The 18,468-nt window shown below is 40.1% G+C and carries 12 protein-coding genes; 9 read left to right on the forward strand and 3 right to left on the reverse strand.

Annotated features, from left to right (window positions below):
• Together rpiB and ACFSKL_RS10000 are read left to right on the forward strand one after the other, a co-directional pair.
• The gene (rpiB, locus tag ACFSKL_RS09995) at nt 1–438 is read left to right on the forward strand and encodes a ribose 5-phosphate isomerase B (protein WP_376885862.1); all 438 of its coding nucleotides are present in this window, start codon (nt 1–3) and stop codon (nt 436–438) included.
• Between the two features lie 490 nt (nt 439–928).
• Complete coding sequence (locus ACFSKL_RS10000; RefSeq protein ID WP_376885863.1) at nt 929–1,720, forward strand: M15 family peptidase; 792 nt, start codon at nt 929–931, stop codon at nt 1,718–1,720.
• A gap of 49 nt (nt 1,721–1,769) precedes the next feature.
• On the opposite strand, the gene uvrB is transcribed toward ACFSKL_RS10000, so the two are convergent.
• Entirely contained in the window at nt 1,770–3,824 is a 2,055-nt protein-coding gene (gene uvrB, locus ACFSKL_RS10005) for an excinuclease ABC subunit UvrB (protein WP_376885865.1), read from the reverse strand.
• 58 nt (nt 3,825–3,882) lie between these two features.
• Nucleotides 3,883–5,082, reverse strand: coding sequence for an Lnb N-terminal periplasmic domain-containing protein (locus ACFSKL_RS10010; RefSeq protein ID WP_376885867.1), 1,200 nt, complete (start codon nt 5,080–5,082; stop codon nt 3,883–3,885).
• A gap of 37 nt (nt 5,083–5,119) precedes the next feature.
• On the opposite strand from ACFSKL_RS10010, the gene ACFSKL_RS10015 reads away from it, so the two are divergent.
• Entirely contained in the window at nt 5,120–7,453 is a 2,334-nt protein-coding gene (locus ACFSKL_RS10015) for a T9SS type A sorting domain-containing protein (protein WP_376885869.1), read from the forward strand.
• 123 nt (nt 7,454–7,576) lie between these two features.
• On the opposite strand, the gene ACFSKL_RS10020 is transcribed toward ACFSKL_RS10015, so the two are convergent.
• A complete protein-coding gene (locus ACFSKL_RS10020) occupies nt 7,577–8,569 on the reverse strand; it encodes a D-alanine--D-alanine ligase (RefSeq protein ID WP_376885871.1) in 993 nt (330 codons plus the stop codon).
• A gap of 320 nt (nt 8,570–8,889) precedes the next feature.
• Between ACFSKL_RS10020 and ACFSKL_RS10025 the strand changes: the two genes are divergently transcribed.
• From ACFSKL_RS10025 to ACFSKL_RS10050, 6 genes are all read left to right on the forward strand, one after another.
• On the forward strand, nt 8,890–9,474 hold the full coding sequence (locus ACFSKL_RS10025; RefSeq protein WP_376885873.1) for an RNA polymerase sigma factor: 585 nt from the start codon (nt 8,890–8,892) through the stop codon (nt 9,472–9,474).
• A gap of 103 nt (nt 9,475–9,577) precedes the next feature.
• Nucleotides 9,578–10,672, forward strand: coding sequence for a FecR family protein (locus ACFSKL_RS10030; RefSeq protein WP_376885875.1), 1,095 nt, complete (start codon nt 9,578–9,580; stop codon nt 10,670–10,672).
• A gap of 93 nt (nt 10,673–10,765) precedes the next feature.
• The gene (locus ACFSKL_RS10035) at nt 10,766–14,170 is read left to right on the forward strand and encodes a TonB-dependent receptor (RefSeq protein ID WP_376885878.1); all 3,405 of its coding nucleotides are present in this window, start codon (nt 10,766–10,768) and stop codon (nt 14,168–14,170) included.
• A gap of 12 nt (nt 14,171–14,182) precedes the next feature.
• The gene (locus tag ACFSKL_RS10040; RefSeq protein ID WP_376885880.1) at nt 14,183–15,595 is read left to right on the forward strand and encodes a RagB/SusD family nutrient uptake outer membrane protein; all 1,413 of its coding nucleotides are present in this window, start codon (nt 14,183–14,185) and stop codon (nt 15,593–15,595) included.
• 18 nt (nt 15,596–15,613) lie between these two features.
• Nucleotides 15,614–16,087 (forward strand): hypothetical protein, encoded by a 474-nt coding sequence (locus ACFSKL_RS10045; protein ID WP_376885882.1) that lies wholly within the window; start codon nt 15,614–15,616, stop codon nt 16,085–16,087.
• A gap of 148 nt (nt 16,088–16,235) precedes the next feature.
• A complete protein-coding gene (locus ACFSKL_RS10050) occupies nt 16,236–18,416 on the forward strand; it encodes a S9 family peptidase (RefSeq protein ID WP_376886028.1) in 2,181 nt (726 codons plus the stop codon).
• The last annotated feature ends 52 nt before the right edge of the window (nt 18,417–18,468 follow it).

Below are 18,468 nucleotides of genomic sequence, written 5' to 3' on the forward strand. Positions count from 1 at the left end.
ATGTCAAAGAAAATAGCCATAGGCGGAGACCATGCCGGCTTTGCCTACAAACAAGAAATGATTGCCAAGCTTGAAGCAGCGGGTTATATCATCAAGGATTTTGGTCCTTATTCAGATGCTTCTGCGGATTACCCGGATTTTGTCCATCCTTTGTCGGAAGCTGTGGAAAAAGGTGAATACGAAAAGGGGATATTGATTTGTGGAAGTGGAAATGGTGTAGCCATTACTGCCAACAAGCACCAAGGAATCCGTGCAGCTTTATGTTGGAATCAGGATTTGGCGGCATTGTCTAGGCAGCATAATGATGCAAATGTATTGGCACTTCCGGCAAGGTTTATCTCTTTTGAGCTGGCAGTGGAGTTGGCCGAGATATTTCTTACTACTGAGTTTGAAGGTGGTAGGCATGCTACCCGGGTCAATAAGATTGCGTGTGGATAAAAAGATCGGGACTGTCTCCTCCAAAGAGACAGTCCCGATCTTTTTTTAACCTATTTGGAGGTTTATCAGCTTTTTAATGGAATAATCTAGTATTATCTTTGAATACAGAGTTTTCCTCTCCCCCCCTAATTTCTTTCTTTAAACACCAGATTTGAAAGTTTTCATCTATTCAATATTTTAAAAAAAGAAAGTTCTTATTTAAATATTTGATCAAAATCTTAAATTACCTACTTGTTAACCTGAGTTCGACTATTCTCACTTTGTCAACCTGCCTGCCGGCAGGCAGGAACGGTTTTAAATGGTGATAACAATCGAACTCAGGTTGTTAATTTAAGATTTGCTCACTTTAATTTTTCCTCAGTCGGTTTTTTATCAAAACATCTGTAAATCAGTGTTCTAAATTGTTTTTCTGAAAAGTTATCAGTAAATTTTACTCATATTAAGTCAGTTTATATTTTTCAATTTTATTTCCACCATAAACGATAAGGGTATGAACACCAGAGAAGTAACGATTTTTGTGCAAACTTGGCTCAAAGACAAAGGTTTGTACACAGGAAGAATTGATGGCGATTGTGGGCCGAAGACATTGGCAGCTATAGATGCAACAGATCAAATCCCGAAAAACTGGTCTAACAAAAGAAAGCTCGTTGGCATGCTACAATACATCACCATGCAGTTTGGTCAAAACCCTGGAAAGTTGGATGGGTATTATGGACCAAATACACAGTATGCATATCAAAACAGTCTTCATATTTCAGAAACAGGAAAAATTCCTGAAGTTTGGAGACCAGAAGAGATTTCTGCCAAACCAAGTAATTGGCCAAAACAGTATTCCAGCGAATTCTATGATTTTTATGGTCAAAAAGGAAGCAATTTGGTTTATGCACAAACTCCTTACCCCTTGAAGATTGCATGGAACCCGAATCAAAAAATCAGCCGATTCCTGTGTCATGCGAAGGTCAAGGAAAGTGCAGAGAGGATATTTCAAAATGTATTGAACCACTATGGGCTCCAAGGGATCCAAGAGTTGAGATTGGATTATTTTGGTGGCTGTTATAATGATAGGCCTATCCGGGGTGGAACCTTGCCAAGCATGCATAGTTGGGCTATAGCGATTGATTTTGATCCCATAAACAACCAATTGAACTGGGGCAGGGATAGGGCGGCATTTGCAAAGCCCGAGTACGATGCCTGGTGGAGAATCTGGGAAGCAGAAGGCTGGGTAAGCCTGGGGCGTCAAAGGAACTTTGACTGGATGCATGTCCAGGCTGCGGTTTTGTGAAGCCTATTTGAAAATTATCCTCTACACTCTCAAACCTACCCTTTTACTTTCAGCCTTTATCCTTTCCGTTTACACCACGGCTCATATCGGCTAACCTGTTTTTCATTCCTTGCCATTCGTCCCTCAAGCGGGCAGCTTCCATGAAGTTGAGTTCTTTGGCAGCTTTTTCCATTTGTTTTTGGGTAGATACGATCAGTTTTTCCAATTTGTCCTTGCTGAGATACTGCACCAATGGATCGGCTGCAACCATTGCTTCCAGCTCCAGGTTTTCTTGGTAGAGTTTTGCGTTTTTCTTGCTGTCGGCCACCTTGGTTTGTCCCATGATTTTTTCCCTGGATTTGAGAATAGTCTTGGGGGTAATCCCGTGTTTTTCGTTGTATTCCATCTGTACCCCACGACGGCGCAAGGTCTCATCAATTGCCTTTTTCATGGAATCAGTCACCCGATCAGCATACATGATCACCTTGCCATTTTCATTTCTTGCAGCACGTCCTATTGTTTGGACCAAACTCCTTTCATTGCGCAGGAAACCTTCCTTGTCTGCATCCAGTATCGCAACCAAAGATACCTCCGGAAGATCCAACCCTTCCCTCAGTAAATTGACACCTACCAATACATCAAATACGCCCAGCCTCAATTCCCTCAATATCTCTACCCTGTCGAGTGGTTTTACTTCAGAATGTATGTAGCGACTCTTTACTCCTGTTCTCTCCAAATACTTTTGAAGTTCCTCAGCCATCCTTTTTGTAAGTGTAGTGACTAATACACGGGCGTCAGTTTTGATCGTTTGGTCAATTTCTTCCAAAAGATCATCAATCTGATTCGCACTGGGCCTTACTTCTATCAATGGATCGAGCAAGCCTGTTGGACGGATGATTTGTTCTACTACCACACCCTCTGTCTGTGCCAGCTCATAATCCGCAGGAGTTGCGCTGACGTAAATCACCTGGTTTGTCAGGTTTTCAAACTCATCAAATTTCAATGGCCTATTGTCCAGTGCCGAAGGTAAGCGGAATCCATAATCTACCAAGTTGACCTTTCTGGATCGATCACCACCCCACATGGCCCGAACTTGTGACACGGTCACGTGGCTTTCATCGATTACCAGCAAGTAGTCGTCCGGGAAATAGTCCATAAGACAGAATGGGCGTGTGCCGGGCATTCTTCGGTCAAAATATCTGGAATAATTCTCAACTCCCGAACAATAGCCCAGCTCCCGGATCATCTCCAGGTCAAACTCTGTACGTTCTTTGAGTCGTTTGGCTTCGATGAGCTTCATGTCTTTTTCGAAAAAGGATACTTGGGCCATCATATCATCTTGGATTTCATGGATGGCTGTATCAATTACATCCCTACCCGTCACAAAGAGATTGGCGGGAAAAATAGAGATGATTTTTTCATCTGAAATCTTCTTACCTGTGGCTGGATCTACCCTCTGGATAGCTTCGATTTCATCTCCCCAAAAGAAAATCCTATATGCAAAATCCGCATAGGCTACAAAAATATCGACTGTATCTCCCTTCACCCTAAATGTTCCATGGCTGAGATCTGCATTGGTACGACTGTAAAGAATGTCGACAAGCTTAAAAAGAAGCTGGTTTCTTGGGATGCGATCTCCTTCTTGTAGCCGGATGACATTTTTCGCAAACTCTTCCGGATTTCCAATACCATAAATACAAGAAACCGAAGCTACTACTATTACATCCCTTCTCCCTGACAAAAGCGCAGAAGTGGCGCTCAGCCGTAATTTCTCTATCTCTTCATTGATGGATAGGTCTTTTTCTATATAGGTACCGCTGGTTGGGATAAATGCTTCCGGCTGGTAATAATCATAGTAAGAAATAAAATATTCTACGGAATTTTCAGGAAAAAACTGCTTGAACTCCCCATACAATTGGGCTGCCAGGGTTTTGTTATGGCTCAACACCAAAGTTGGTTTTTGAACCTGCTGGATAACATTGGCTATTGTGAATGTTTTGCCGGAACCCGTCACTCCCAGCAACACCTGTGCAGGATCACCTTCTTTGAGACCGTGTACCAATTGCTCAATGGCTACTGGTTGGTCGCCTGTCGGTTTGTAATCTGATTGTAAGTTAAATTCCATATTGTCTTTGGGCTATCAAGGGGTAACAAAGAAAGCGCCCCAAATAGTTTGATAAATTCTACTTTTCCAAATTTGGCCTCCCGGATTTGAATTTTTCCAGATTGTAGTACAGGAAATTTGTCCTCAAAATAATCACAAGCATAATGGGAATCAGGCTTGGGTGGAATGATTGCCAGCCCAAGATCCAGAATACAACTGCAGCATCTGCCATAATCAAAGCGAACATTAAGTATTTCCTGACCCAGACAGAGATTTTATGTTTCAGCAAGCCATAGACCAAAATCAAATGCCCCGGAAATGCCCATAAAATATTCCAGTTCCATTTGGTTTGGGAGTGGAATGTCAAGAACCAGAGGATAGCAACCAAAAGGCCTATTAGACCCAATATCCCAAACAAGGCAACATCAAATCCAATGAACAACCTTTTTTTTGTGTAACCCAAGTAGGTGATTACCATGAAAATGATCGCAATCAACCACATTGCCAAGTAGGGGTTGAACAGACTGCCTGCAATATTCCTTTCGGGAAATTCCAGAATAGTCCTTTGGGATTTGACCAATGGCCGGGTAGGACCATCCCCCTCTATGCTTGCCCGCCCAAAAGCCATTTCCATATAATCCGGCAAAAACTGCTTGTCCCGCTCGCTGGCTGTAGCATCTATCACGGATCCCAATGCCAAATCTATTCCCAAATCATACCATGGCAAGGGATACACATATTCATCAATCAGCTCCCTGAAGGATTTTTCCTCAGGCTCATTTATCTCATTCCATTTTAGGTTTTTGCCCAAAACAACCTCAAACATATCCCTGATCCTTGTGGCACAATTGTCATAGAAAAAGTCATAACGATATGATTTGTTCTCCGGTAGGCTGTTGATTTTCAGAAATTTGATGATCTCATCTTTTTGCTGATCATTTAAGTCAAGCTCTTGTTCCCTGACATTTCTTTGGAAATATTGGTACTCATAGATAAATCGGTCAAACGTCGTCACACTCAGCATGTAATCAAGTGTACGTTGGGTGAATTTCACGACAAAATATGGAGCGTTGAAGTCAAAAGTCCCATAGTTGTAGACCAAATCCTCTCCGGTTTCCTGGTTGATAACCCTGATGGCACTGTGTCCAAAAATTGAATAGATTTCGTCTCCCGGATCACAAGTCAATAGGCTAACTTGATATGATTCTGCTTGCACAAAAAAGCTAAACGTATAAATAAACGTATATGTGAGGAAGAGTTTTTTGAAAACACTTTTCATAGAACTAATTTTATTACTTAGTTAAATTTTTTATTCAATGATTTTTTCCAAGCGACAAAACGGCTTTTATCATAATTTGGATTCGACACGAATTTACAGGATTATCTTGTTTATTCCTTTTTATCTTTTTATTACCCAGATCACTTTCTCCCAAATCCCTTTGAATTTGGGAGATTATCGGACTGCTGCTTCCGGAGATTTTGATGATCCTACTATTTGGGAAGAGTGGAATGGAATGGCATGGGCTGCCGCTCCAGTAAAGCCAACTTTGGTAAACAATGTTTTCATTCGGCAAAGTCATGAAGTAAGACTTAGGGATATGGAATCTGTGAACCATTTGTACCTATTCAGTGCCGAAACACCTGGAAGAAAATTGAACCTACAGAATTTTGAATTGAGGGTAAATGGGAGTTTGAGGGCATTCCAGACGATTGGGGGAGTTTTTTTTATCAACAACGTATCCAATGCAAGTATAGACTGGATTTATCCAGAGACAGGAAGCATCGTGTTTGTGGGGGATTCGAGGACAGTGGTAGATCGTGCTTCATGGTCTGCTAATACCCTAAACAGTCGATATCAGGTCAGATTCAGGGCAAATCCCGGTCAAACATTGGCTGTGAACTCGGGATTTAAAGCGAATTCATTCATAATTGAGTCAGGAACAGTACTGCAGACACTCAATACAACTGGGATTCCTGCCTGCTCCACATTCTCTTTCAATACCCAAAACATCCCTGCGTTCAATGGAACGAACCCTTATGGTAATTTGGTCATTGAGCCGGGTGCTACTTTGATAAGTGAATGCCCTGGCCCTCCTACTGAACAACTTGTGAGAAGATCAGCCACAATTCCAGCCGCACTTTTTCATCTTATGCCTGGTTCCAACTTGATACTTCGGGGAAACAATCCAGAAATGGAGGTGGCAGAATTCCGTATGGAAGGAAATGTTTTTTATAGCTCCGGCATGGGAACCCAGCAGATGATCCAAAGTACTTTTGCAACATCGGCAATTCCCGACACATACCACAATCTTTACTTTGAAAATGCAGCTGACAAAATATTGAGGAGTTTGATTTCCCTTACTGGGGATGTAGAGAGGGTTTCTGGCCCGGCTCCAAGTGATGGCCCGACATTTTTAAGTTTTATTGGTACCGGAAGCCAGCATGTTACAAACTGGGAAATGGACTTGTCGCAAATTGCAGTTGATAAACCATCAAACAGTTTGATTCTAAACAATGATGTCCGTGTGAGGAATGATTTTTTTATGGAAAATGGAAAGGTGAATTTCAATGGCTTTGATCTTCATCTAAACACCAGTGGGGCTGGAACTTACTTTTACGGAGGTGGAGAGTGGCTTAATCTTCACAACCTTTTCTACAATGACATTCCAACAACCCTTACGACATCAAACGCAACTTTCCCATTTGAAGATGCCTATCAAGGTGGCGTGAGAAGGATGCGCTTGACAGGAAATACTCCGGGAGGTAATCTCAACATCCGATTTATAGAAATTCCCGGTGCGAATTGGGATCCAATGTTTGACGATAATGATGGGACACCAATTATGTATCAGCTCAATTCATACTTTGAGCTTTCTGGACTGTCGTCCAGTTCAGACCCAATTGTCATGGAGCTGGCAGCAGAGAACCTGATTGTCGACGATGTAGATGACTTGAGGGTTGTGAGCATTGGAATAGCGGCGCCAGGCCTGCACCTACCTGGTGTGGATGCAGATACACTATGGGCCAGGAGAGACTTGGTGTTTTCCGATCTAAATAATACGAATTTCACCATTGGGAGCTATAGGGTTTTTTCTATTTTACCAGTTGATTGGTTAGAAACCAAGGCGGTTTGGAACAATAATCTAGTCACTATCTCATGGTCTTTGGCAAGGGAACATGGCAATCAAAAATTCCAAATAGAAGCATCTAGAGATGGGGTAGACAATTTTTCTGTCATCTATGAAGTGTCTGGTATGGGAGATACAGAAAGTCCAAGAACTTACAGTTATGAGTACTTGGAGGATAGACCATGGAACATTGTCCATTATAGAATCAAACAATTTGATTATGATGGAAAAAGCTCATACAGTAAAGTTTTTAGATTGGAAGGTTCTTGGCAAGAGCTGGAAATACCAAAGCTGTATCCAAATCCCCTGGGTTTAGAACCACTTCATTTGATTTTGCCTTCACACTATAACCAAGATGAGACATTCATTCAGATCGTAGGCATGAATGGAGCCATAAGGTTTTCTGACTCTCTTCAGTTGTTCAAAGATGCTTTTGACAGCTCAACTTTGAGCCCTGGAATTTATTTTATTAAAATTCATGAAGGAGTTAGACAGTACACGATTAAGCTTGTAAAAAAATGAAAATGAGTTACTCCATAAAAATAGACCTGCCAGCACTTGAAAGGCTGGCAGGTCATTTAGCAATCTTCAATCCACCACGCCTGCAAGTTTGGGCTGTAGAGGACAAGTTTTATAATTTCATAATCATTTTCTTACAAACATCTCTTCGATCAGATCGGTGTAAAATTGCTTTACCGTCATGCCAATGGCTTTGACTTGTTGGGAAATCAGGCTGGTCTCTGTTTGGCCTGGGACGGTATTGATTTCGATGAAGTAGAATTTGCCTGTTTCATGTTCCAAGAAATAATCTACCCTGACTGCACCTTTGCAGTTCAGTTTGAGATAAATTTTTTCGCAGATTCTGTTTACCCTCTCGATTTCTTCTTCGCTCATTCTTCCCGGGGTAATCTCTTCTGTTACACCGGGAGAGTATTTTGCCTCAAAATCGAAAAACTCTTTGCTGCTTACAATTTCTGTCGCAGGAAGTACGGTTGTTTCCCCCTTTGCGTTGTAGATGCCGATGGAGAATTCCCTTCCAGATACAAACTCTTCAACCAACACCTGTGAGTCTTCAGCGAAAGCCTTGTCCAAAGCTTCTTTCAGTTCATTTGGTTCTTTTACTTTGGACATTCCTATACTGCTTCCACCGCTGTTGGGCTTGATAAACAATGGAAGCCTTAATTCATGGAGGATCTGTTCCCGTCTTTCCTCTGTATTCTTGAAAAGGTGAAAAGATCTAGCGACATAAAGATCGGGGATACTCTGAACAATAGCTTTGGTGTAACCTTTGTTCATCGTAATCGCTGAGGTAATGGGGTCACAAGTCGTGTAAGGTATCCCAAGCATATCAAAATATCCCGCCAGTTTTCCGTCTTCACCAGGAGAACCATGAAGGATATTGAATACTCCATCAAAAGTGATTTTGCTTCCATCCAAATCTATTGAAAAATCATTTAAGTCCACAGGGATTTTCTCTCCCGAAGAAGTCTCGTGGTACCAATTGCCTGGGTAAACCAAAATCTTAAAAATATCATATAAGTCATGGTCTAGATTTTTTTCTACGACCGCTGCACTTTTGAGAGAAATGACAGACTCACCTGTAAATCCACCAGTGACCAAGGCTATTTTTTTCTTCATTGGGGGCATGTATTTTTGATTTAAGATCAGTTTCTATCAGAAAGCTCAAACTTAGAATAAAAAATGCAAAAATAATATTGTTCAGTTTCAACTTTCCATTTCAAATAAAAGAGTTCGATTTTGGGCATAAATTAAATAAGTAGGGTGAGAAATGTGATAAACTAATGTTTCTAATGGTGTATTTTTAAATTTTGGGTTGGTTTTGAGGGTGATTTTGGCAAAAAATCAATTATTATGCTTTAAATTGTCAAAAATTACTTTACCCTAAAAGTCAAGATTGATAATTTAGCATAAGATTAATTCAAGGATATTCTGGCATCATGAAAAGCGTGGATTTTGACGATATTGTTCATTGGAAGAAAATCATTGAAGGTGATATCGATTCATATAAGTTTTTTTATGAAAAATATGTCGACGATTTATTTTCTTATGGAAAAAAATTTCTCAGTGATGAGGAAGAAGTGAAAGACGCAATCCATGATCTATTCATCGATCTATATAGCTATAAGTCAAAGTTGAGTAAAGATATCACTGTAAAATATTATTTGCTGTTCTCTCTAAAGAACAAGATTATAGCGAACACCAAGAAAAAAGCTTTTTCACTTCGATTCCAACATGATATTCCAGGTAATGTAGATTTGAACCAGGAGGAAAAATGTATTAATAAGGAGTCCGATGCTGCGTTGTTAAAAAGAATGCATCTGGAACTGGACAAACTTCCAGATAGGCAAAAAGAAGCTGTATATCTAAAATATTCCCAAAACCTTACATATGAAGAAATTGCCCGATTGATGGGGGTCAATACTGCTACTTGCAGAACGCTGATTTACAGATCAATCAAGCAGCTTCGTAAGAGTCTAAATGAAATTCCCCTAAGTACAAATTTTGAGTTTGCTTTCAAATAAAAAATAAAAATCCAAATAGGAGTCTATAAAACCCATTTTTTTTTCTCTTTAAGTCAAAAGGCAGATACTAAGTCTTTTCTTCTAACAATTAACCTTCAGATCAATGCATTCTAATCATACTAATGATGGAGATGAACCCTCCCATGGGGATGATATCAAATCATTATTGGCAAGTTCAAATTCCAAAGGGGTTTCTAGCTGGGACAAGAAATTACTTTGGGAAAGGATTGAAGCCGATATTCAAAGAAAAAAGAAAAGATTCTTTTATAGAAAAATTGGCATTGCCGCAACCTTGATTAGTCTACTGATCTCTGGAGTAGCAATTGTCACAACTTTAACAACAACAGAGTCGGGGATGGCAGAAATTGCACAAAATATAAGTTTGGAGAGCTTTGAATCTAACGATGTGCAGTTGTTTCTTTCTGATACCAGGAATGTAGAAATTTCCAGTGAGGAAAGTAATATAACCTATCAGGCAGGTGGAAAAATCAGCATTGATTCCTCGGAAGAATTTGAGGAAAAGAATTTTGCATCTGGGTTTAATACGCTTATTGTCCCATATGGTAGAAAAACGAAGTTGACACTTGAAGATGGTACAAAAGTTTGGGTAAATTCTGGATCCAAATTGGTATACCCTGTTTCATTCAATAATAAAGAAAGAAAAATATTTGTTGAGGGGGAGGCATTTTTTGAAGTAACAAAGGATAATGAGAGGCCATTTATAGTCGAAACCAATGATACCAATCTAAGGGTTTTAGGGACTTCATTCAATGTGTCGTCTTATAGTGACGATCAAACTATCTCAGCAGTGTTGGTTACTGGTAGTCTTATGGTACTTGTAGATAAATCCTCGAAAATACGGAAGAAGGAAACTTTACTCAAGCCAAATGATCGCCTGTCTTTTCATAAAGCATCAAAAAAGACCGTCGTAAAAAAAGTAAATGTTAGCCCTTACATTTCTTGGAAGGATGGCTATCTGATCTATAACAGCACCTCTTTGAAAAAGGTATTTACACAGTTAGAGCGCTATTATAATATTGAAATAGTATTGTCTGATCCACTTATTTCCCAAGAAAAGTTATCAGGTAAACTGGATCTTAAGCAAAATGCAGAGGAAATTTTGGAGATAATCTGCTCCACATCCAAACTTAAACTAGATAAAAATGAAAGGAGGTACATAATAAATAAATCTATTTAAAGAAAAAAAAAGGAGGACTACTGCAATAGTCCCCCCAATACTAAAAACAACATTAGTTAATCAAATTAATTAACCATTTAAAATTAAAGAATTATGACGAACATTTATCATTCGGGAGAACTAAAAAACAAAAGTTCATTCCTAAATGCTAAGTTAATTGTGGTGTTGACGGTTTTGCTCCTTTTTGGGCATTCATCAGCCAAAGCTTTTGACTTGATGTCAAACCAAATTACAGTTTCAATAGAATCAGGAACTTTGCTTGAATTGTTCACTGAAATAGAGGCAAAAAGTGAATATTTGGTTGTGTATAATGAAAATCTTATTTCTGAAGTAAATAAGAAACAGGTGAACCTGAAAGTTAAAAACCAGGACGTGTTGGAAGTATTGAAAAAAGCTTCAATAGCATATGGCTTCGACTACGAAATATCAGGGAGGCAAATAGTTATCAAAGAAGCGTTGGAAAATAAGGAGAAAGCTAGAAATATCACCTTCACCCAAAGAGAAGACAGGACTGTCAATGGAGTGATAAAAGATGAAGCTGGTGAGCCTTTGCCGGGTGTAAGTATCCTAGTAAAAGGCACCACAAGGGGGACAACAACAGATATTGATGGAGGTTTTTCAATTAGGGTAGAAGATACAGATATACTCGTAGTGACTTATATCGGTTTCCGATCAATGGAAGTTGCTATTGGGAATAGAACCAATTTTGATTTGATGCTTCAGGAAGATTTGTCAGACTTAAACGAGTTTGTTGTTACCGGTTATGGAGTTCAAGAAAAAAGGGCTATTACAGGTGCAATGTCATCGTTAAAAGGTGAAGTGATAGAGAATTTTCCAGTCCAATCATTTGATAGAGCTCTTCAGGGGCAGGTTTCAGGTGTCAATGTAATGGCAAACAACGGAGTTCCTGGTGGCCCGGTTTCAATCCAAATCAGGGGAGTAGGTTCCATCACTGCTGGCTCAGAGCCTTTGATAATTGTAGATGGGGTTCAATTGAATACCTCTACTACAGCTGGAAATACCGCAAGTAATCCGCTTTCATTCCTCAACAACAACGATATAGAGTCTATAGAAGTATTGAAAGATGGTGCAGCAGCTTCTATTTATGGTGCACAGGCAGCAAATGGGGTTGTGTTGGTAACAACGAAAAAAGGTAAATCAGGGAAAACCCAATTTAATATCAACTACTTCACTGGAATAACCGAACCTATGCCTGAAGTGGCAATGATGAACAGCCAACAGTTTATGGATGCAAGATTGACGGCAAGGTCCAACAGGTATCCAAATAGGACAGATGAGAGGAATAGGAATGATGTTCTATCTTCCCTTGGCTTTCCAACTAGCCTAACAGATGCTGACATAGCAAATCTCCCAACCTATAATTGGCAGAGGGAAGCGTTCCAGACAGGAAAAACCAATAATATTGAACTAAATGCAAGTGGTGGAAATGATAAGACAACGTTCTTTTTGTCAGGTTCACACAATTATACAGAGGGCAATGTAGTTGGTATAGATTTTCAAAGATCTACAGCAAAATTAAAATTGAATCATCAGGAGAATAGTAGGTTGTCATTTGGGTTTGATGTGAATCTAGCGGCAATCACCCAGAATGGTTCCGCAGGTTCGACAGGTTCCACTGGAGCATTTGCGGCACCGCAATATTCTTCGCCAATGATGTTGCCATGGATTCCAATATACAATGAAGATGGGAGTTACAATGCTCCGGTAGATGGTTTTCCCGGAGCTATGAACAGAAATGCAATTTCTGAGACACTATTGGGAACTAGGCAAAGCCGAACAAAATCAATCGTATCCAACTTCAATGTGACGTATAAAGTTTTGGACAATTTGATATTCAAAAGTTTCTATGGGGTAGATTTCAGATTGATTGACAATGAGACTTATACAGATCCTAGAACACGAAGTGGTTTTGCTACTCAAGGTTCATTGACTACCCAAATGAGGCAAAATACAAACTTTATTACCAATCAGACTTTAAATTATAACACTAAGTTTGATGGAGGCCATAACTTGTCTGCTTTGCTTGGTGCTGAATACAGAAGTGATGTGAGGGAATATTCTTCCATAACTGGACAGGGATTTACTACATTTCAGTTTAGAACCATGCAGTCAGCTTCTATCATCACGGATGCAAGTGCCAGTTGGACTGGATTTAGAAGGGTTGGTGTTTTTGGCCAAGCCAATTATGACTACAACAAGAAGTATTTGTTGAGTGCAGTGTTGAGGTACGATGGTTCTTCTCGATTCGGAACCGATACCAAGTTTGGTTGGTTTCCGGCCATATCTGCAGGATGGAATCTGACTGAGGAAGGTTTCTTGACAGATAAAACTTGGTTGGATCAATTGAAGCTCCGAGCTGGGTATGGTGAGACAGGGAATGATGCAATAGATAATTTTGCCTCTAGAGGTCTTTACCGTAGTGCTTCCTCAACAAACTATAATCAAGAGCCAGGAATTCAACCTAATGGCATTGCAAATGATTTACTTGCTTGGGAAAGAAATGTTACTACCAATATTGGGGTTGACTATGCGTTTTTCAACGGAAGGATTAGCGGTGCTGTTGAGGTATTTAGAAGGTTAAGTAAAGACTTGCTCCTTGAATTGCCATTGCCATGGACCAGTGGATATGGTAATGTGACCAGCAATGTGGGCGAGCTGAAAAATGAAGGTGTTGAAATTGAGCTACGGACCGTCAACATTAGAAAGGGTGATTTTACTTGGTCAACCAACTTTAATATCACCTTTATAAACAATGAAGTACTCCGGCTTGGCGATGGAGATATGGTGTTGCCCGGAAATCAGTCTGTCAGGGTTGGATATCCATTGAGAACCAATTTTTTCCGTCAATATGCGGGTGTAAATTCAGCTACAGGAAGTCCAATGTTCTTTGATGCCAATGGTGAGATTACTTATAATCCTGTATCTCCCGAGGATTTGACCACATTTGGAAACGGCCTAAGTTCTTATTTCGGAGGTTTTACAAATACTTTCCAATACAAAGGGTTTTCCTTAAGTGTTTTCTTCCAATATGACTATGGAAGAGAGTTGATGAACAGTGGCCAGATGGGATTCTGGTATAGAAACGGCCAGGACAACAGGAATGCTCTTGAAAGGATTTACTTGGACAGATGGACTGAGCCTGGGCAAATTACGACTGTTCCCCGACCAATGGATGGGGGTACGGAAGTAAATGGGGTGAGCCATGTGATCCAAAGTAGTAGATTTTTGGAAGACGCGTCGTTTATCCGCTTGAAACAACTATCAATGTCCTATGACCTTCCTTCGAGTTTTGTCAATCGTATGAAATTACGATCCGCCAGAATATATGCACAAGGGGTTAACCTTTTGACATTTACAGAATGGAAGGGGTACGATCCTGAGTTGGTTATAGTCCAAGGTGATGATAATTTCGGGTCTTCCCAGGGTGCTATCCCACAGACCAGATCTTATACACTTGGAATTCAATTTGGTTTCTAAACAAGAATTATCATGAAGACAAACAAAATTACATACATATTTATAAGTCTTGTGCTTCTATTTTCTTCTTGCGAAGAATGGTTAGATGTACAACCTAGACAATCTATAGATTCTAAAACTGCCCTTTCAAGTGAAGAAGCAGTGACTGCGGCACTTATTGGAGTATATGCTAGGCTCAGAGAGGTGGAACTTTATGGGAGAGACTTTCTTGCCATACCAGATCTGTTGGCTGACAATGCCTATAATACAGGTAATGGCAATAGGCTTATGGGACAATACAACAACAATCCGGGGTCACATATGGACAATTGGCGATATGGATATTATGGAATCAATCAAATTAATTTGATATTTGAGGCTTTAGAGAGCTTGGAGGCGACTTCTGAATACAAAAATCAAATAAGGGGACAATTACATTTCATAAGGGCTCTCTTGTATCATGACTTACTTAGGGTGTATGCCTATGATCCTACTGCCATTATCACCAGTGAAGATAGGGGTGGCGTACCAATATTAGAAGAAGGAGTACTTGATGTTGCTGATATTGTCTTTCCTGCCAGAGCTAGCATTGCTGATGGATATCAATATGTCTACAATGATTTGACTCAGGCATACATATTACTTGATGGAGTGAACACCGATAGAACTCCCCATTTTGTTTCACAAGGTGCAGCAGCAGCATTGTTCAGTAGAGTGGCTCTATACAATGGAGATTGGGAAAGGGCTATCGCTCAAGCCCAAATAGCCTTCGAAAGTGGAGTAGCTACTTTCTCTACCACTGACCCTGTCGCTGGATGGAGAGTACAAGTTCATCCGGAGTCTTTCTTTGAAATAGTATTTGCTACACCAGACAATGTAGGTTCAAATGAATCCTTGAGAGCTTCTTATATGACAAGGGTGTTTTTGAATGATACCAACGCTGCGTCACATGGAAATGTGGTATTCTCTGATGACCTTCTGGAGCAATATGAAGAAGAAGATTTGAGACATGGACTGATACAGTCTGGATATGCCATTAACTCTAATGTTAAAGAAATCAATAAATTTGCCAGTAAGAATGGGGTTGCTAATTTGGACAATGTACCAGTCATAAGATATGCCGAAGTCATCTTGATCAAAGCGGAGGCACATTACCATCTTGGACAATTTGCTGCTTCTAGAACTGAACTTAATAAAATAAAAACAAGGGCAGGTCTAGCTGCAGAGACCACACTGGAAGGGCCGGATTTGTTGGAGGAGATTCTTCGTCAGAGAAGAATTGAACTTGCATTTGAAGGGCATCGATTTTTTGACCTTAAGAGGTTGGGAAGGAATTTGGTAAAAGAGTTCGGAACCATCAACTTCGATGACTTCCGTATTCTCAACAATATACCAAACAGAGAAATTGATGTCAATCCAAATCTAGTCCAAAACAGAGGTTATTAATCCATTAATTCTAGAAAAATGAAAAAGCTAATATTTATATTTTCTCTTGTCTTATTATCCGGGATATTTACCGGGTGCTTTGAAGACTATGATGAGAGGTTTTTGTTTACGGATTTTAGGGTAGAATTCCAAGACGCAGTTGTCAATAATCCAGGTGCTGGTCTGGATTATGCAGTTGTAGCTACCTTAAATGACAATGCAGGACTTCGGGAGTATCAGGTGAATCTGATTGGAGGTCTGTCCGACACCGAGCAGATCATTCCGGTTGTATTCCTGACAGATGAATCTACAGCGGTAGAAAACACCCACTTCTCGTTTCCCAATGGAGCGCAGGTGGTGATTCCAGCAGGTGAAGCTTTCGGGAAATTCTCTATCAATATCCCAGTGCTGGAAAACACTTCAGCTGTAAGGGCTGTTTTCGAACTTCAATCTAATGATATGGTGAAGGCAAGTGCCAACCATAAAAAGATAGGTTTTGATATCGTGAAATAAACATTCAAATGATCGTTTCCAAAGTCTCTTTTTGGAGATTTTGATGATAATCATATAAATTTATTTCCATTTATTTGTGAAAAGCGGTTAGGGCAACTTAACCGCTTTTTTCTATTTTAGCACCCAGAATATAAACTCCTATATAATGATGTATCTATTGAAAAACATTGGCACTTTGGTATTTGCTGTTTTCTTTGCAACCATTGCCATTGCACAAGAAAAAAAGAAGGTCACGCTTGAAGATGTCTTCAAATCCAATACCTTCTCTTCTGAATCCGTATATGGCATCAATTGGATGAATGATGGCCAGTTTTACAGCTCACTCAAAAGGTCTGCCGCTGGACCATCTGTTGTCAAAATCAATGTGGCGACCGGGCAGCAAGAAGCTGTTTTGATCGATGGCCAAAAAATCGGGGTGAATTTCTCCTCATACAGCTTCAATGCAGATGAATCAAAAGCCCTGGTTGTGTCTGATATCGAAAGAATCTATAGAAGATCCAGCAAAGGGGTAAACCATGTGGTTGACTTGGAGACTGGTGAAGCGCAATTGTTGGTTAAGGGGGAGAAAATTATGTATGCTACCCTTTCTCCAGACAATGATAAAGTAGCCTATGTCAAAGACAACAACCTTTTTGTAATAGAACTGGCTACTGATAAAATCACCCAAATCACCCATGATGGTAAATGGAATGAAGTTATCAATGGCGCTGCTGACTGGGTTTACGAAGAGGAATTCTCCATGTCAAAAGCCTTTGATTGGTCTCCTGATGGTAAAAAATTGGCATTTATCAGGTTTGATGAAACCGATGTGCCTGAATTCAATATGCAAACCTGGGGTGAACTGTATCCTAAAGACTATAAATTCAAATATCCAAAAGCCGGTGAAAAAAATGCCGATGTGAGCATTCATGTGTATGATTTTGCTTCGCAAAAAACTGTTAAAATGGATGCTGGAACTGAAACAGACATCTATTTGCCAAGAATCTACTGGACAGGAAGCTCCAATACTTTGGCTTTCCTGAGAATGAATAGACTTCAAAATCAGCTGGATTTGTTTTATGCGAATACCGCAACTGGGGAGAGCAACTTGGTATTGCAGGAGAAATCCGATACTTATGTAGACTTAGATTACAATGACAATCTATTTTTCCTAAAAGATAATAAAGGCTTTATCAGAACTTCTGAGCAAGATGGCTTCAAGCATATATACCATCATGATAATTCGGGCAAACTGATTCGACAGGTTACTTCTGGAGATTGGGAAGTGACCAATATGGTCGGGGTGGATGAAAAAGGGAAGAAGATTTACTTTATTTCAACAGAAGCATCCCCACTGGAAAGGAATCTGTATGTGATCAACATGGATGGAAAAGGCAAAAAACTCCTTACTCCTGCCAAGGGTACACATGCTGTGAATATGAGCAAGGATTTCAAGTACTATATCGGATACCATAGTGATGCCAATACACCTTCGAAAGTTACGCTGAACCAAGCTTCCGGAAAGGAAATCCAAGTGTTGGAAGACAACCAAGAGCTGAGGGATAGGCTAAGAAGCTTTGCACTTTCGAAGAAAGAGTTTTTTCAGTTTGAAGCTGTGGAAGGAACTTCTTTGAATGCCTACATGATCAAACCGGCGGATTTTGATGAATCAAAAAAATATCCTGTCCTGATGTATGTCTATGGTGGACCTGGATCACAGAATGTAACCAACTCATGGGGTGGAACTAGGGATTTCTGGCATCACCATCTTGCAGCAGAAGGCTATATTGTGGTTTGTGTAGACAACAGAGGCACTGGGGCAAGAGGGCGTGACTTCAAGCATAGCACTTATGCCAATCTGGGGAAAATTGAAGTGGAGGACCAAATTGCCGGAGCAAAGTATTTGGGAACATTGCCATTTGTAGACAAAGGAAGAATTGGGATTTGGGGCTGGTCATACGGTGGCTACATGTCATCCCTATCGCTCATGATCGGAAATGATGTGTTCAAATCAGCCATTGCCGTAGCCCCGGTGACAACTTGGAGATACTATGACACAATCTACACAGAAAGATACCTCCAGACACCGCAATTGAATGCTGCAGGTTATGATGACAACAGCCCAATTACACATGTGAACAAATTAAAAGGCAATCTGCTTTTGATCCATGGCACTGGGGATGACAATGTGCATTTCCAAAATGCAGTCGATTTGGTGGATGCTTTGGTAAAGGCAGACAAGCAGTTTGATTCCTTCTATTATCCAAATAGAAACCATGGAATATCAGGGGGAAATACCAGCTGGCATCTTTACAATATGATGACTGATTTCATCAAAAATAAATTGTAAGCCAATATTTTTGAAAAAGCTTACTCCTAAAGGAATAGTATTTGGGAATATT

This window comes from Belliella marina, assembly GCF_042682445.1.
GTDB lineage: Bacteria > Bacteroidota > Bacteroidia > Cytophagales > Cyclobacteriaceae > Belliella > Belliella marina.

Coding starts and splice junctions, on each gene's coding strand:
- rpiB (WP_376885862.1), top strand. CDS start 1: ATGTCAAAGAAAATAGCCATAGGCGGAGACCATGCCGGCTTTGCCTAC.
- ACFSKL_RS10000 (WP_376885863.1), top strand. CDS start 929: ATGAACACCAGAGAAGTAACGATTTTTGTGCAAACTTGGCTCAAAGAC.
- uvrB (WP_376885865.1), bottom strand. CDS start 3,824: ATGGAATTTAACTTACAATCAGATTACAAACCGACAGGCGACCAACCA.
- ACFSKL_RS10010 (WP_376885867.1), bottom strand. CDS start 5,082: ATGAAAAGTGTTTTCAAAAAACTCTTCCTCACATATACGTTTATTTAT.
- ACFSKL_RS10015 (WP_376885869.1), top strand. CDS start 5,120: ATGATTTTTTCCAAGCGACAAAACGGCTTTTATCATAATTTGGATTCG.
- ACFSKL_RS10020 (WP_376885871.1), bottom strand. CDS start 8,569: ATGAAGAAAAAAATAGCCTTGGTCACTGGTGGATTTACAGGTGAGTCT.
- ACFSKL_RS10025 (WP_376885873.1), top strand. CDS start 8,890: ATGAAAAGCGTGGATTTTGACGATATTGTTCATTGGAAGAAAATCATT.
- ACFSKL_RS10030 (WP_376885875.1), top strand. CDS start 9,578: ATGCATTCTAATCATACTAATGATGGAGATGAACCCTCCCATGGGGAT.
- ACFSKL_RS10035 (WP_376885878.1), top strand. CDS start 10,766: ATGACGAACATTTATCATTCGGGAGAACTAAAAAACAAAAGTTCATTC.
- ACFSKL_RS10040 (WP_376885880.1), top strand. CDS start 14,183: ATGAAGACAAACAAAATTACATACATATTTATAAGTCTTGTGCTTCTA.
- ACFSKL_RS10045 (WP_376885882.1), top strand. CDS start 15,614: ATGAAAAAGCTAATATTTATATTTTCTCTTGTCTTATTATCCGGGATA.
- ACFSKL_RS10050 (WP_376886028.1), top strand. CDS start 16,236: ATGTATCTATTGAAAAACATTGGCACTTTGGTATTTGCTGTTTTCTTT.